Below are 15,183 nucleotides of genomic sequence, written 5' to 3' on the forward strand. Positions count from 1 at the left end.
CTATGAAAAAACAAATATTACCATTCGTTATCCTCTCACTTTTCCATCTGAGTACCAATGCACAAACAGCAACTTTCAAAGGAGAAGTGATTGATGACCAAATAAGCATCGGATATGGTGTTGTGACGGGTGATGTGGATGGAGATGGCAAGCCGGATATTCTGCTCGCGGATAAAAAAGAGATTGTGTGGTATAAAAATCCAGGAGCAAAAGCCGGCAAGTGGATTCGCCACGTGATCGCAAAAGATTTAACAGAGCAGGATAATGTCTGCATAGCGGCCCGTGACATTGATGGTGATGGAAAAGTTGAAGTTGCCGTTGGCGCGCAATGGAATCCTGGTGAGACAAAAAATAGTAAACTTTCAGGAGCTGTATTTTATTTATCGCCGACCGAAGATCGCACCCAGCTTTGGGAGCCGGTACGCCTGCATCATGAAGTTACAATTCATAGAATGCATTGGGTGAAAAGAACGGATGATACTTTCCAGCTCATCGTGTTGCCTTTACATGGTGAGGGAAATGTGAATGGAGTAGGAGCGGGCGTAAAAATGATTGCCTTTGATGTGCCGGAAAACCGCAAAGGTCTTTGGGGTTATGACCTTATTGAAACAAATATGCACATGACGCATAATTTTCAACCGATGGAAGTTTCCGGGCGGTTTGCGGGTTTGGCTGTTGGAAGTAAGGAAGGTGTTCAGGTTTTTCTGAATGGTGCAGATGGCTGGGCTCCTTCTGGAAACTGGATGGTGCCCGGACAAGGTGTTGGTGAAATCCGAATGGGGACTCTTGGCAAAAATCAATTATTTTCTACAACTGTTGAACCTATGCACGGTAACTCGCTGGTTGTTTACTCGAAAGATAACCGGGCAGTATTGACTGATAAAATGAAAGAAGGACACGCGTTGGCCTGCGCCGATTTTTTCGGACAAGGCCGTGACCAGATAGTTGCTGGTTGGCGAAATCCAAACGTCGCTGATATTATGGGTGTACGCATGTTCGTAGGTATGGATCCGGAAGGAAAAAAATGGCAGGAATATTCCCTGGACGATAAAATTAAAATTGCCTGTGAAGATTTGACAGTAGCGGATCTGGATGGAGACGGAGATCTGGATGTCATAGCTTCCGGACGTTCCACGCATAACGTCGTGGTATATTGGAATCAGAAGAAGTAAATTGAAGAAATTATAAAAAATTCGAAGCATAACATTTTAACTTTTCAGTGTCGCGTTCCACATTTTCACTTAAAAAGAATCTAGGCTACCGCGGGACTAAGTTTTTGCTTCGTCCACTTAATATTTCTTTGGCATTAGCTAAATGGCGACGGGCTTCTGAAATTGAATCCATGTCTTAGATCTTTTGATTTAGTGTTGTGTGTTTTTTGGTCGTCTTTTATCAAAGATAAAAAATAAAAAAGAAACGTCAACCCGTTGAAGGTTGACGTTTCAGTATGTATTCCAAATTCGCTTAATCTTCCAATTAATCTCTTCTTCCCATTAACAGACTTACATAATATAACAAAGTTGCAAGAGAACCGATTGCGGCTACGAGATAAGTTCTTGCTGCCCATTTCAAGGCATCAGCAGCCATTACATATTCTCTTTCATTGACAATCCTGTTGTTCTGAATCCAGGCCAAAGCTCTGTTACTCGCATCGTATTCCACAGGAAGAGTGATGAAACTGAACAATGTTGTCACAGCGAACAATGCAACACCGATCGCTAATGGAATTGGCGTTGTGTTCAACAATAAAACACCACCCAAAATAACCCACTGCATATAACGAGATGAGATGCTCAAAAACGGCACCATCTGTGAACGGAATTTCAACCATTGGTAAGCCGTTGCGTGCTGCACAGCATGACCACATTCGTGTGACGCAACAGCCGCTGCAGAAACGCTTCGGCCATGAAATACATCGGGACTAAGGTTGACCGTTTTGTCCTGAGGGTTGTAATGGTCAGTCAGTTGCCCTTCCACCGATACTACTCTCACATCAAAAATATTACTATCCCGGAGCATTTTCTCGGCAATCTCACGGCCGCTCATGCCATTGCTCAGGCCAACTTGTGAATACTCTTCAAACTTACTCTTCAATCTCCATTGCACATACATGCTCACGGCCATGACGAGTATAATAATTACATATGAACCAGCCATATTTCTTTTTTAGTTTTGTTAAGAAAATTACATTTTACGACAAAATGAGCGTAAATATTTCTGCCTTAAATCTAAGAAATCCTATTTCTAATATCCTTCCTTAATCTTTTCAATAAGCGCCGAAGTTGAATAACCTTTTACCAAAGCTATTGTTTTTACCTCTCCTCCATTAGCAAGAACAAAATCTGCGCCAGCGATTGTTTCGACTGTATAATCGTCACCTTTTACCAAAATGTCAGGTTTTAATGCCTCAATTAACTGACTTGGGGTTTGTTCATCGAACAAAATGACAGCATCAACAAAGGACAAAGCTGCCATCAAACGTGCTCTGGCATATTCATTTACAACCGGACGAAGAGGCCCTTTTAAGCGGCTCACGGAGGCGTCAGTATTTAATCCCAAAACGAGACGACCTCCCAAAGCGTGTGCTTTTTCAAGATAATCGATATGTCCCAAATGTACGATATCAAAACAACCGTTAGTAAAAACCACCTTTTGACCGGCTCTCTGCCAGTCTTCTATAACTGTTTGGGCTTCTTCTAACCGTAATATTTTATTTTCTGTTGCATTCATCTTTGAACTGATTTCGGATTGTATGACGGACTTAGCTATTTTGGGTAACAACCACAGGTTCCTCTTCTGTCTTATTCTGTATCAAAACGTAGAGGAATGCAAGTGCGCCAACCACGAGCATGAATAACATTTGTGTGCCGTGGATGAAAGTTGCCAGCGTAATCCCGTCTTTCTGTGTCAAACCGTAAAGCACCATAACACTTCCAACCAGTAAATGATAAGCACCAATTCCGCCTTGCGTGGGTGCGGTCATGCCGATGGAACCAACAACAAGCAGGGTTAGTCCGGCCAATAAGCCAAGCTGAGAAGTTTCAGGAATACAGAAAAATAACACATAAGATACCAGGTAATAAAATACCCAGATCATTACAGTACTCAGAAAAAACATGCCTGGGTTTTTCAATTTTCTGACGCTCAACAACCCTTCAAGCATGCCTTGCAGAAAAACAGCTATTTTTTGAACGATGGCATTTTCCATCAGTTTGTTACGCAAAGATGCACTGCGGATAATAACAATTGCTCCGATAATAACAGCAAGGATAAGCACACCAATAATAATTAGTATCGGGCTTATGCCAGTGCTCGGCTGTCCGTTTCCCTGAATTTTGCTCTGAAAAATTTCTGTAAAAAAGCCGCTCAAACGATCAAATTCGAGAATGAAATTTAGACCGATCAGTCCTAAAAGAATGATAACATCAAAAATACGTTCAGCCACGACGGTACCGAAGCTAAGATTGACCGGAATTTTTTCAAGTCTGTATAAGGTTCCGCAACGGGTAACTTCGCCCATTCTTGGTACTATGTAATTGGCAAAATAACCTGTTAAGACAGAAATCGAGCTATTAACAATTCCCGGTTTGTAGCCAAGCGGCTCCATCAGCATGCCCCACCTCCATGCTCTGGTCACGTGGGCGCAAATCAGAAGAAAACATGAAATCGCCATCCAACGCCAATCGGCCTGACTGAATCTGTCGAGCATATCTGCCAGATTGATATCCTTGAATACGAACCAAATCAGACCACCCGCCAGTCCCAGCGAGATAATGTAGCGTAGAGCGCTTTTCATAAATTAAATATTGATGATGAGTAAGTTCGTTTTAACCTCGTGCTGTGACGCTGATAATCTCGTTGTTCTGGTCAGGAAAAACAACCATCGGTTTGAAGGTTTTAGCTTCCTCCGGCGTCATGCTCGCGTATGCAATGATGATGATGATATCGCCAATCTGCACTTTTCGGGCCGCAGCACCATTCAGGCAAATCATTCCTGTTTTGCGCTCTCCTTTAATAACATACGTAACAAAACGTTCGCCATTATTATTATTCACGATATGTACTTGCTCGTTTTCAATTAATCCGGCAGCATCCATCAAATCTTCGTCAATCGTGATACTTCCTACGTAATTCAATTCTGCCTGAGTCACCTTCACACGGTGAATCTTCGATTTCATTATGGTTATTTGCATTACTCAGCTAGATGAGTGAATATTAATATTTTCGCATATCAGTCCGGCAAAGTTACAGGAATAATACACAGCCTTCAAAACATCAGGCTATCAGGCGTAGTTCCAATTTTAAAATGAGGTTTTGTTGAAAGGATTCGGGGTGCATTAAATACCTGTGAATCAATTTGGTAGGTTATAATTTTGGCGAAATCAAATCCTGATTGAAATCTTAATTATGAATTAATTGAATATGCTGTTCACTTATATCCGAACATCATTATATTTAAGCCCTGATTAATTCAATTCAGTATGATTTAATGAACCAACGCTTTTGATCAATATTAACCTTTATTTTAATACCAAAACCCGATGAATACAGAGAATGAACCAAAAGGGGTCACCCGTCGTGACTTTATACAGAAAACGACCGCAGCGGCTGTGGGAAGTTTCTTTATTGTTCCCAGAAACGTTCTGGGAAAAGGATTTATAGCGCCAAGTGACAAGTTGAATATTGCTGGTATTGGCGTGGGAGGAAAAGGATTCTCGGATACAAATAACGCATGGAATAAAGGAGCTGAAAATCTGGTTGCGCTTTGTGATGTGGACTGGAACCAGGCTCAAAAGAATTTCGAGCTGCATCCTACTGCCAAGAAATACAAAGATTTCAGACGCATGTTTGATGAGATGGAAAAAGATATAGATGCAGTGACGGTTTCAACTACCGACCACATGCATGCTATCATTGCGATGGCTGCGATGCAAAGAGGAAAACACGTGTATGTGCAGAAACCGCTGACGCATGATATATATGAAGCACGTATGCTTACCGAAGCGGCAAGAAAATATAAAGTCGTGACGCAAATGGGAAATCAGGGCGCTTCGAACCCTGCTCAGACCCAGATGAAAGAGTGGTTTAAAAAAGGCCTGATTGGTAATGTGCATGAAGCGCACGTTTGGACAAACCGCCCGGTATGGCCTCAGGGGATTCCGGTACCCGTTGGCAAAATGCCGACGCCGGAAGGATTGGATTGGGACCTTTGGGTTGGTTCTGCTGATTGGGTAGATTATAACCCGGCCTGGCATCCATTCAAATGGCGTGGCTGGTGGAATTTCGGAACCGGTGCGTTGGGCGATATGGGATGTCACCTCATTGACCCTGCGTTTAGAACACTAGGTTTGGGCTATCCGACAGAATTGGAATGCAGCGCGGGTTCAGTGTTTATTAAAGACTGGACACCGGAATATATTCCAGAAGGTTGCCCGCCATCGTCGCGTGTGCAATTGAAATTTCCTGCAAACAAAGTCAACAAATCAGAAGTTACGCTTACCTGGCATGACGGCGGGTTACGTCCTTTCCATCCGGATTTGATACCTGCGAATGATCCGCTGGGCGAGCCGGATAGCAGCAATGGAGTTTTGCTAATTGGTGAAAAAGGAGTAATGACTTGCGGAACGTATGGAAAAGATCCGAAAGTGTATCTTAAAAACGGAACAAAACTTGAATACAAGGATGGCGATTTCGGTAATAAATACACCGTAATGCCAGAGTTTGGGCATCATGTTTCCTGGTCTGACGCCTGTAAGGCGGGTTACCAAAGTAAGGAGCACAAAGCGCTGACTTCATCTTTCGACTACGCCGGACCTTTGACTGAAACCGTCATTATGGGTAACTTGGGTATTCGTAGTTATAACCTTCGTCAGGCCAGGGCTGATGGAAAAGGCTTTGACTATCCAGGACGTAAGAAACTATTGTGGGATGGTAAAAACATGAAGATTACCAATTTCGAAGAAGCAAATCAGTTTGTGAAACGCACTTATCGCGGTGACTGGAAGTTGGAATCATAAAATTATTTCTAACCAAAAAAGGCCTCAAACGAGGCCTTTTTTGGTTAGAAATATAAAAGTCTAAAAAATGATGTTATCGATCAATCGAACCGGGCCGAGGTGAGTAGCGATACAAAGTGCTGTGGTTCCTTCGTTTCCGATAGTATGGATTGGCTGTAAAGTTTTTGTATTCACAACTTCAAAATAATCAAGTTCGAAACCGGCAAGTGCGTGAAATTCCAGTTGAACAGATTCTTTCACCTCGCCGATATCTTCGCTAGCGTTAAGTCTCTTTTTTGCGTCCAGAAGTATCTTGTAAATAATCGGAGCATGCGCTCTTTCTACTTCACTAAGACGTCTGTTGCGTGACGACATCGCGAGGCCATCCGTTTCTCTTATCGTAGGACAAATGATCAGTTCAAGATTAAAAGAAAGATCTTCAACCATTCTCTTGACGATTGTCACCTGCTGTAAATCTTTTTGTCCAAAGTAAGCACGATTCGGTTCGACGATGTTAAACAGCTTTGATACGACAATTCCAACGCCGTTAAAATGGCCCGGTCTTGAAGCGCCTTCCATTACTGTTTCCAGCAATCCGAAATTGATTGTTAGCAATGATTTTTCTGGATACATTTCCTCAACCGATGGAGCAAATACGGCGGAACATCCAGCTTTTTCCAGCATCGCGCAATCTTCCTCTAATGTTCTCGGATATTTTGCCAGATCTTCCGGATTGTTAAACTGCGTAGGATTAACGAAGATGCTGCAGACAACAATATCATTTTGTATTTTTGCAGCTTCTATCAGAGAAATGTGGCCTTCGTGCAGCGCGCCCATGGTCGGGATTAAACCGACGGATTGATTTTGGAGACGTAATTGAAGAAGGTAATTTTTTAAACTGTGTATTGAAGTAAAAACTTCCATGAAATGGCTTATAAAGTAGGGAAGGTGCAGGATTAATACCAACTGAACCTGTTTTTCCTAGTTATGAAAAAATGGTTAATCCGGCTTGCTCGCAGGGGGTTTCTAAAATATTTGGCATAGATAAGCCCAAACTCTGCGCAATATTACAATTAGTTTTGAATTTCTATTGAAAATGCAGATTTTTTTAGGTAATTTTGCAAAACTTTTTTTCACAAACTGCTTTTAATATCTATGGACAAACTACGAATCTTGTATGTAGCCAGTGAAATCAATCCTTTTCTCCAGACCACAGATGTTGCCGATTATGTAAGAAGACTTCCGCAGGCAATGCAGGAGCGCGGAGCAGAGATAAGAATTTTGGTACCTCGATTTGGTCTAATCAATGAGCGTAAAAACAGGCTTCACGAAGTAGTTCGATTGTCAGGAATTAATATTACGGTTGGTGACGAAGAAAAACCTCTTATAATTAAGGTTGCTTCTATTCCAAACGCAAAGCTTCAAGTTTATTTTATAGATAACGATGATTATTTTCACCGTAAATCTGTATTCTTCGACAAGGAGAATAATTTCTACGATGATAACGACGAACGTGCAATTTTCTTTTGTAAAGGCGTTTTAGAAACAGTTAAGAAACTAGGATGGGCCCCTGATGTTGTTCATTGCAACGACTGGATGACTGCTTTGATACCGATGTATCTTAAAACAACTTATCGTAACGATCCTATGTTTAAGGATACGAAAAGTGTTTTTACTGTTCATAATAATGCTTTCGATTATAAATTCGATGCAGATTTGATGAGCAAAGCAAAAGCGATTGATGTGAGTGATGAGGCTTTGTCACACCTTCATTCAGCTGATTTCGAAGGATTCGTTAAAATTGGATGTGCCTACGCTGATGCAGTTGTTAAAGCGGAGGAACATTGCAGCGATAGTCTGAACCAGATTTTCAATGACGCACCTAAGCGTGTAGAGCTTGACGAAGAGGATGAAAAATTCTCTGAATCTTACTACAATCTGTATACTGATTTGATGAACTAGTCAAATAAAATATTATTAAAGCGGCGGCCAGATTCTGGTCGCCGCTTTTTTTTGCCAATGTTTTTATGCAATCCGCCGGATTGTTGCATAAAGGTAAATTTCCAGATCATCACGGAATGATACAATCTTTATTTTTTAATATTTTTTAAGATGTAAATCCTTCATAATGAATATGCTAGGGTGTGTTCGAGCACTCACTAGAAATTGGATAATTTTTAGTATTTTATTTGTTATCGACCTTATATTGGCATTTATTTGCATCTAATATTATACACACATTTACTAAACATTTACAAATTTATGTGCGGAATTGTCGCTTATATTGGATGTAGGGAAGCGTATCCACTAATTATCAAAGGCCTGAAAAGACTTGAATACCGGGGATATGACAGCTCAGGCGTTGCATTGCTGGAAGATGCAGAATTGAATATTTATAAGAAAAAAGGCAAAGTTGTCGACCTGGAAAGCCAGCTGGTTGATAAAAAGCTAAGTGCAAAAATTGGTATTGGCCACACGCGTTGGGCAACACATGGTGAGCCAAATGATGTAAATGCACACCCGCACTTTTCAAATGATCATAAACTGGCCATAATCCATAACGGTATTATTGAAAACTACGCTTCGATTAAGCAAAACCTGATCAATAAGGGTCACGTTTTTCAAAGCGCTACGGATACAGAAGTTCTTATTCATTTTATTGAAGATATTCAAAAAGAAACTGGCACTTCGCTTGAAGAAGCTGTAAGACTTGCGCTGTTAGAAGTTGTGGGGGCTTATGCAATTGTCGTTATGTCGGTAGATTTTCCCGACCAGCTTATTGCTGCGAGAAAGGGAAGTCCATTGGTTATCGGTGTTGGTAAGGATGAATTTTTCTTTGCTTCCGATGCTACACCAATAATTGAATATACCAAAGACGTTGTTTATCTGGATGATTATGAAGTTGCGGTTATTCGTGATGGAAAACTTAGTATTCAAAATCTGGATAACACACAGAAAGTGCCCTATATTCAAAAACTTGAAATGGAATTGGAAACCATCGAAAAAGGTGGTTACGATCATTTCATGATCAAGGAAATTTTTGAACAGCCACGCTCGATTGCTGACAGTATGCGTGGGCGTGTAAGGGCTGATGAAGGACATTTGCAGCTTGGTGGATTGGCTAATTATATTGACAAACTTGCCGCTTCCGACAGGATTGTAATTGTTGGCTGCGGTACTTCCTGGCATGCTGGTTTAGTTGCTGAGTATCTTTTCGAAGAGCTGGCCAGAATTAATGTGGAAGTAGAATATGCTTCTGAATTTCGTTACAGAAATCCGGTAATTAAAGAAAATGATATTGTTATCGCAATTTCCCAGTCTGGTGAAACAGCTGATACGCTGGCTGCGATTGAACTTGCAAAATCTAAAGGTGCAACCATATTTGGCGTTTGTAATGTCGTCGGGTCATCCATCGCAAGGGCTTCTCATGCAGGTGCCTACACGCACGCAGGCCCGGAAATTGGTGTTGCGAGTACGAAAGCATTTACTGCGCAAGTGACCGTATTGACACTGATCGCCATCGCAACTGCAAAACGCAAAGGCACGATTTCAGAAGAAACGTATCGTCAGCTTCTGGTTGAACTGGAAACAATTCCGGCAAAAGTGGAACAGGTGTTTGAAAATGCAGCGAAAATAAAAGAGATCGCTTTCATCTTTACGTACGCCAGAAACTTTATTTACCTCGGCCGTGGTTTGAATTTTCCGGTTGCTCTGGAAGGCGCGCTAAAATTGAAAGAAATTTCCTACATCCATGCGGAAGGATATCCAGCTGCGGAAATGAAACACGGGCCGATTGCGCTGATAGATGAGGATATGCCGGTTGTTTTTCTGGCAACAAAAGATAGTTCCTACGAGAAAATCGTATCCAATATTCAGGAGGTGAAAGCACGGAAGGGACGTGTTATTGCAATTGTTACAGAAGGTGACACACTTATTCCAACAATGGTCGATTTTGTAATTGAAGTGCCCAAAGTACACGAAATACTGACGCCGCTCGTATCTGTAATTCCATTGCAATTATTATCTTATTACATCGCCGTCATGCGTGGGCGAAATGTGGATCAGCCTAGAAATCTTGCAAAATCGGTTACGGTAGAATAAATCTTATCATTTCTCTCCTTGAATAAAAATAAGAAACCAGTCCCTGCGACTTTGGTTTCTTATTTTCTTAAGACAGGTTCGGTTCGTCAATAAGTCAAAATATTGTAAAACTCTTTTCGTTAGCTTTGCAGGCAAAATTTCCTTTAAGAGAAATCACCATATCAATGTTTAATCGTCTCCCTGCTTTTCTAATTTATATCATTGTAACAACGCTGTTTTTTTCCTGTGGAAAGGAAGAACAGGCTTATGTTCCCAAACCAAAAGGATTTAATCGTATTAATTTGCCGCTGCAGCTTTACCAGAAGCTAACTGAGGAACGGCCTTATTCATTTGAATATTCCAAATCGGCAAGAATTCTCCCTGATACATTTGCGCTGGCAGGAAAAGACTGGATATTTATTTACTATCCGCAATTTAATGCCAACATCCAGCTGACCTACAAGCCGGTGAAAAACAGCCAGCTATTGTTGAAAGATTACATCAACGATTCTTTTAAACTGACTGGAAAACATCAGGTCAGAGCGTCATCTATTCAGGAGCAGAGATTGTTGACAGACAACAATCTGACAGCGATGATTTTCAAGATAGAAGGTGATGTCCCCAGCCCGTATCAATTTTATACGACAGATAGTACCAGGCACTTTTTACGTGGTGCGATCTATTTTTCAACGGCGACAAAAAATGATTCTTTAACTCCGGTTATTAACTTTATACAAAAAGATATGATTCACCTTCTCAACACCTTGCAGTGGAGATAATCTCAACAAGAATATTGTTGTGAATAATTTAAGGGCGTATCTTTGAAATTAATACTTAACACTTCTCAAAAAATGGCCAGAAAGCAAATCAAAAATCAGCTCCCACTTGATTTTTCAGTACGCGGAAACAGAATTATTCTGCATCTGGGACAAACTGAAAGTCAGCGCGCTGCCAACCAGCTTTTTGAGGGTTTGGTAAATGGAGACTGGGTTATTGAACCAGCCGGAGAAGTCGCAGATGTTTCCTATGCGCAGGATATTGTGCATCAAATAGGTCATAAGTTGCCATACCCCGAAGGTATTAAAATAGCACAGCTTCATAACATTGATCCGATCTTCAAGGGTTTTTCATGTATGTACCATCAAAAAGGATGGGTTTTTGTGAATGCGGCTTCTGAGATTAATGAGCGTAATTACCATATTCACTTGCTAACCGTTTCGCTCGGTCTGCATAGTTCTTACGCAAATCCGGGTTCACTTGCTAACCGGTCCGAGCAATTGATTTTTGAGGCGTTGCTGCCATACAAAGATGTTGAAAGTTTTTTCAGAGATGATATTTCAAAAATTCCTGCATTTTTAGCATCTGACATTGCTAATTTTTTCAAAGTCCCTTTCCCAATGGTGCTGAAACGAGCGCTGCAATTAAGGATTATTACAGACGAACAATACCGCAATTTCATGACTGTTAAACCTGCATCTTCCGCAAAACCAAGAGAACTTTTTATTTCCAAAGAGGGGAATATTGATGATCTGGAAGCTCAGTTATTTGCGGAAGGTTTGGGCGAAGGAGAATGATTTATTTCTAAACATCCATATTACTCAGGTCGGGTAGCGGACTAACGGACGACCAGCCTCCATCTACGATCAGGCTCTGACCGGTGATATGTCCGGAATGCGGAGAAAGTAAAAAAAGTGCTGCATTGGCTATGTCTTCACAAATTGCAGGTCTGCCCATGGGCGTAATTGCCGACCAGGTTTTCGGGTATGTCGGATCTGTTGTTAATGTCCTTTCGGTTAAGGTCGCGCCGGGTGCCACCGCGTTGATCGTGATTCCGTGAGGAGATAACTCCAAAACCAGGTTTTTTGCCAGCATTTCCAATCCTGCTTTTGTCATGGCATAGGCGCCCAGAAACTGATGCGACTGGTGTCCAACAACAGAAGACATCAACAATATTCTCCCACCTGATTTTTGTGAACGCATCTGTCGGGACGCTGCCTGGGTAAGCAGGAAAGACCCCATCAAATTTACTTCAAGTACTTTTTGTAAATTCTCTTTTGGATACTCAAAAAAATCTCCAAAAAGTGTAATGCCTGCATTGGCAACGGCTATGGTAAGTTTGCCAAAACAGCGGACAGCCTCCTCAACCATGCCATCTATAATTTCTGAATTTGACGCGTCGCCCGCAAACGCAATACATTCTCCACCCAGACCACGGATCGTTTTAGCTGCTTGTGCGGCAAGTTCAGCATCTGCATCATTTAAAATTACTCCTGCTCCCTTTGCAGCCAGTTGTTTCGCTATTTCAAATCCAATTCCCTGTCCCGCGCCGGTTACAATAGCTACGTGATTATTGAATAATTGGGTGCTCATAATTTTTGTGGGTTAGGTTTTATTTTTTGCCTGCTGATTTTGCTTAATCTATCTGGACTTTTGGTTTTTTACCGGTCGGACGGCGAAAAAGCCGTCCGACCGGGTCGCTCAAATTCAGATCTGTCTATGTGCCACCGGTCCGACGGTTTTTTTTACCGTCGGACCGGTAACAAACCACTGCAATAATTACATTATTTTATCTAAATTTTCCTTTAAAATAATTCCGTAAGAAAGTTTCAGAAAAGCCGAACCATCATCAGGCAGATCAAATAATAAACGTGCTTTTGCCAAATTGCAAATTGTATAACTTCTTAAAAACGCATAGTCTTTTACAGAACTAAACTCCCAATTTTCAATATCTCTAACAAGTCCAGCTCTCAGTGGATTCTGGTGAATATAGTGAAAACAAGTTTCAGCATATATAGCATTACTTTCTAACGATTTTGTTTTTGTATGCTGCTGAAATAACGAGCCAGTCCGGTTTTCTTGTTTATTAATGGCTTGTGAATACGAACTTAAAATGGTTTGAATAGCCTTATTAATCAGGTCATCGGACAAATTTACCTTCGTTGCTATTAGTAAATGAAAGTGATTTGGCATCAGGCAATATGCTAGCAAATCACAGTGTTTTTGTAAGTGTGTTTCTATTTTTTTAAGAAAAAAAGATAGTTTGCATAAGAAAAAAATATCTTTTGGCTGTTATTTCCCCGGTTATACACGTGGTATAGTGTGTGTGCTTTGAATTCTATAAGTGTGTGTTGTGTAATGTTTTTTACCGGTCGGACAGCGAAAAAGCCGTCCGACCGGGTCGCTCGAATTCAGATCTGTCTATGTGCCAGCGGTCCGACAGTTTTTTCTACCGTCGGACCGGTAATAGAAACTTTAATGCTCGCCAACAAATCAATCCAAACGCATCAATGAGAATCCCTTGTCACCTTGTCTCCCGATCCTCCTTTCAAGAAATCAAGATCGGCACCCTCATGAGCTTGCATCACATGTTTTATATGCAGATTAACGTAACCACGATTGTAACCCATATCCAGAGGTTTCCATAATTTGCGGCGCTCTTCAAGTTCTTCGTCAGAAACTTCAAGGTTCAGTTTCCTGTTTTCGACATCCAGTTCGATGAAATCACCATCCCTTACCAAAGCAAGAACACCCCCAACAGCTGCTTCCGGAGATACATGCAGCACAACAGTTCCGAAGCCCGTTCCGCTCATCCTTCCATCAGAAATCCGTACCATATCAATAACTCCTTTTTCCAAAAGTTTTTTAGGCAACGACATATTTCCAACTTCCGGCATACCCGGATAACCTTTTGGACCAACATTTTTCAGCACAAGAATGCTGTTTTCATCCACATCCAGATTTGGATCATCCAGACGTGCCTTATAATCGTCAATATCTTCAAAAACTACTGCCTTTCCGCGATGCTGCATTAATTCAGGTTTTAGCGAAGCCGACGGCTTGATCACGGCACCATGAATGCTCAAATTCCCCCGAACGACTGCCAGCCCGGTAAGATCTTTTACAGGTTCTTCCAGTGTTGCAATAACTTCCGGATCGAAACACTCGGCGGATTCGCAATTTTCAGCTACTGTTTTTCCATTTGCCGTTATCGCATCTTTATGTAAAAGAGAAATCATTTCTTTGATTACCACCGGAAGGCCACCCGCATAATAGAAATCCTCCATAAAATATCCACCTGATGGTTGCAGGTTAAGAAGCAATGGGATTTTTTCGCATAATGCGTTAAAGTCGTCCAAAGAAAGCTCTACACCGATTCGGCCTGCAATCGCCAGCAAATGGATTACAAAATTTGTCGAACCACCAATCGCAGCGTTTAACATAATCGCATTCTCAAAAGCTTCGCGCGTTAATATTTGCGATAATCTCAGATCATCTTTTACCATCTGAACAATGCGACGGCCGGACAATTGTGCAATCACTTTCCTGCGGGAGTCGGCGGCTGGAATTGCAGCATTCTCTGGTAACGTCAGACCAAGCGATTCCACCATACAGGCCATCGTTGAGGCGGTTCCCATCACCGCGCAATGTCCCTGGCTGCGGCACATACACGCTTCTGCCGTCGTCAGTTCGTCCTGTGAAATTTCACCCTTCCTATACATTTCACTAAAACGCCATACGTCGCTGGTCCCAATTGTTTTTCCACGATAACGGCCGGTCAGCATCGGTCCTCCCGATACGACGATCGTAGGAATATCCACACTTGCAGCACCCATTACCAGCGAAGGCGTTGTTTTGTCGCAACCACAAAGCAGCACAACTCCGTCAAGCGGATTGGCGCGGATAGATTCTTCCACGTCCATACTAGCCAGATTTCTGTACAGCATCGCCGTTGGTTTTATCAATGTTTCACCCAGCGACATTACCGGAAATTCTAATGGAAATCCGCCAGCTTCCCAAACCCCTCTTTTCACAGATTCAGCCAATTCACGGAAATGACCGTTGCAGGGTGTCAGTTCAGAAAATGTATTACAAATACCAATGACAGGTCGTCCTTCGAATTCATCCGCTGGAAATCCCTGATTTTTCATCCATGCTCTGTATATAAAACCGTCCTTTCCTGACTTACCAAACCAGCCGCGGCTGCGCAATTTATTTTCTTCCATTATTCGCCAATGTTTATATTCGTTTAAGTAAAGGCATAAAGTAGTTAAATATAATTCCGCTCGCCCTTTAAAAAGTAAAATATAGTATCTTCGTTAAAACACGT

Annotated in this window: 14 protein-coding genes; 6 read left to right on the forward strand and 8 right to left on the reverse strand. The window is 41.7% G+C overall.

What is annotated here, in order from left to right:
• Positions 1-2: 2 nt before the first annotated feature.
• Positions 3-1,172 (forward strand): VCBS repeat-containing protein, encoded by a 1,170-nt coding sequence (locus L0657_RS10395; RefSeq protein WP_235150551.1) that lies wholly within the window; start codon positions 3-5, stop codon positions 1,170-1,172.
• A gap of 304 nt (positions 1,173-1,476) precedes the next feature.
• On the opposite strand, the gene L0657_RS10400 is transcribed toward L0657_RS10395, so the two are convergent.
• The 4 genes from L0657_RS10400 to panD form a co-directional block, all read right to left on the reverse strand.
• Entirely contained in the window at positions 1,477-2,157 is a 681-nt protein-coding gene (locus L0657_RS10400) for a zinc metallopeptidase (protein ID WP_235150552.1), read from the reverse strand.
• Positions 2,158-2,244: 87 nt separating this feature from the next.
• Entirely contained in the window at positions 2,245-2,730 is a 486-nt protein-coding gene (gene rfaE2, locus L0657_RS10405) for a D-glycero-beta-D-manno-heptose 1-phosphate adenylyltransferase (protein ID WP_235150553.1), read from the reverse strand.
• A 31-nt stretch (positions 2,731-2,761) separates the two neighbouring features.
• Positions 2,762-3,796 (reverse strand): lysylphosphatidylglycerol synthase transmembrane domain-containing protein, encoded by a 1,035-nt coding sequence (locus L0657_RS10410; RefSeq protein WP_235150554.1) that lies wholly within the window; start codon positions 3,794-3,796, stop codon positions 2,762-2,764.
• A gap of 31 nt (positions 3,797-3,827) precedes the next feature.
• Positions 3,828-4,193, reverse strand: coding sequence for an aspartate 1-decarboxylase (panD, locus tag L0657_RS10415; protein ID WP_090332998.1), 366 nt, complete (start codon positions 4,191-4,193; stop codon positions 3,828-3,830).
• A gap of 348 nt (positions 4,194-4,541) precedes the next feature.
• Here panD and L0657_RS10420 point away from each other — a divergent pair, with 348 nt between their 5' ends.
• Complete coding sequence (locus L0657_RS10420; protein WP_235150555.1) at positions 4,542-6,017, forward strand: Gfo/Idh/MocA family protein; 1,476 nt, start codon at positions 4,542-4,544, stop codon at positions 6,015-6,017.
• 60 nt (positions 6,018-6,077) lie between these two features.
• Here L0657_RS10420 and panC read toward each other — a convergent pair whose 3' ends face one another.
• The gene (panC, locus tag L0657_RS10425) at positions 6,078-6,920 is read right to left on the reverse strand and encodes a pantoate--beta-alanine ligase (protein WP_235150556.1); all 843 of its coding nucleotides are present in this window, start codon (positions 6,918-6,920) and stop codon (positions 6,078-6,080) included.
• Between the two features lie 231 nt (positions 6,921-7,151).
• Between panC and L0657_RS10430 the strand changes: the two genes are divergently transcribed.
• The 4 genes from L0657_RS10430 (at position 7,152) to L0657_RS10445 (ending at position 11,650) form a co-directional block, all read left to right on the forward strand.
• Positions 7,152-7,958 (forward strand): glycogen/starch synthase, encoded by an 807-nt coding sequence (locus L0657_RS10430; RefSeq protein WP_235150557.1) that lies wholly within the window; start codon positions 7,152-7,154, stop codon positions 7,956-7,958.
• A 300-nt stretch (positions 7,959-8,258) separates the two neighbouring features.
• The gene (gene glmS, locus L0657_RS10435; protein ID WP_235150558.1) at positions 8,259-10,097 is read left to right on the forward strand and encodes a glutamine--fructose-6-phosphate transaminase (isomerizing); all 1,839 of its coding nucleotides are present in this window, start codon (positions 8,259-8,261) and stop codon (positions 10,095-10,097) included.
• 164 nt (positions 10,098-10,261) lie between these two features.
• Positions 10,262-10,855 (forward strand): gliding motility lipoprotein GldD, encoded by a 594-nt coding sequence (gene gldD, locus L0657_RS10440; protein WP_235150559.1) that lies wholly within the window; start codon positions 10,262-10,264, stop codon positions 10,853-10,855.
• Positions 10,856-10,927: 72 nt separating this feature from the next.
• On the forward strand, positions 10,928-11,650 hold the full coding sequence (locus L0657_RS10445; protein ID WP_235150560.1) for a hypothetical protein: 723 nt from the start codon (positions 10,928-10,930) through the stop codon (positions 11,648-11,650).
• A gap of 7 nt (positions 11,651-11,657) precedes the next feature.
• Here the strand turns inward: L0657_RS10445 and L0657_RS10450 are convergent, their stop codons facing one another.
• The 3 genes from L0657_RS10450 to L0657_RS10460 all read right to left on the reverse strand — a co-directional run bounded on the left by L0657_RS10450 (position 11,658) and on the right by L0657_RS10460 (position 15,079).
• Positions 11,658-12,446, reverse strand: coding sequence for an SDR family NAD(P)-dependent oxidoreductase (locus L0657_RS10450; RefSeq protein ID WP_235150561.1), 789 nt, complete (start codon positions 12,444-12,446; stop codon positions 11,658-11,660).
• A gap of 186 nt (positions 12,447-12,632) precedes the next feature.
• Positions 12,633-13,133 carry a transposase gene (locus L0657_RS10455; RefSeq protein ID WP_310588278.1) on the reverse strand — a complete coding sequence of 167 codons (501 nt, stop codon included), beginning with the start codon at positions 13,131-13,133 and terminating at the stop codon, positions 12,633-12,635.
• A 227-nt stretch (positions 13,134-13,360) separates the two neighbouring features.
• On the reverse strand, positions 13,361-15,079 hold the full coding sequence (locus L0657_RS10460) for an IlvD/Edd family dehydratase (protein WP_235150563.1): 1,719 nt from the start codon (positions 15,077-15,079) through the stop codon (positions 13,361-13,363).
• Positions 15,080-15,183 lie beyond the last annotated feature (104 nt).

The organism is Dyadobacter sp. CY345 (genome assembly GCF_021502725.1).
Lineage (GTDB): Bacteria > Bacteroidota > Bacteroidia > Cytophagales > Spirosomataceae > Dyadobacter.

Excerpts from the sequence above, each read along its gene's own strand:
- L0657_RS10395 (WP_235150551.1), top strand. The coding sequence starts at position 3 with ATGAAAAAACAAATATTACCATTCGTTATCCTCTCACTTTTCCATCTG.
- L0657_RS10400 (WP_235150552.1), bottom strand. The coding sequence starts at position 2,157 with ATGGCTGGTTCATATGTAATTATTATACTCGTCATGGCCGTGAGCATG.
- rfaE2 (WP_235150553.1), bottom strand. The coding sequence starts at position 2,730 with ATGAATGCAACAGAAAATAAAATATTACGGTTAGAAGAAGCCCAAACA.
- L0657_RS10410 (WP_235150554.1), bottom strand. The coding sequence starts at position 3,796 with ATGAAAAGCGCTCTACGCTACATTATCTCGCTGGGACTGGCGGGTGGT.
- panD (WP_090332998.1), bottom strand. The coding sequence starts at position 4,193 with ATGCAAATAACCATAATGAAATCGAAGATTCACCGTGTGAAGGTGACT.
- L0657_RS10420 (WP_235150555.1), top strand. The coding sequence starts at position 4,542 with ATGAATACAGAGAATGAACCAAAAGGGGTCACCCGTCGTGACTTTATA.
- panC (WP_235150556.1), bottom strand. The coding sequence starts at position 6,920 with ATGGAAGTTTTTACTTCAATACACAGTTTAAAAAATTACCTTCTTCAA.
- L0657_RS10430 (WP_235150557.1), top strand. The coding sequence starts at position 7,152 with ATGGACAAACTACGAATCTTGTATGTAGCCAGTGAAATCAATCCTTTT.
- glmS (WP_235150558.1), top strand. The coding sequence starts at position 8,259 with ATGTGCGGAATTGTCGCTTATATTGGATGTAGGGAAGCGTATCCACTA.
- gldD (WP_235150559.1), top strand. The coding sequence starts at position 10,262 with ATGTTTAATCGTCTCCCTGCTTTTCTAATTTATATCATTGTAACAACG.
- L0657_RS10445 (WP_235150560.1), top strand. The coding sequence starts at position 10,928 with ATGGCCAGAAAGCAAATCAAAAATCAGCTCCCACTTGATTTTTCAGTA.
- L0657_RS10450 (WP_235150561.1), bottom strand. The coding sequence starts at position 12,446 with ATGAGCACCCAATTATTCAATAATCACGTAGCTATTGTAACCGGCGCG.
- L0657_RS10460 (WP_235150563.1), bottom strand. The coding sequence starts at position 15,079 with ATGGAAGAAAATAAATTGCGCAGCCGCGGCTGGTTTGGTAAGTCAGGA.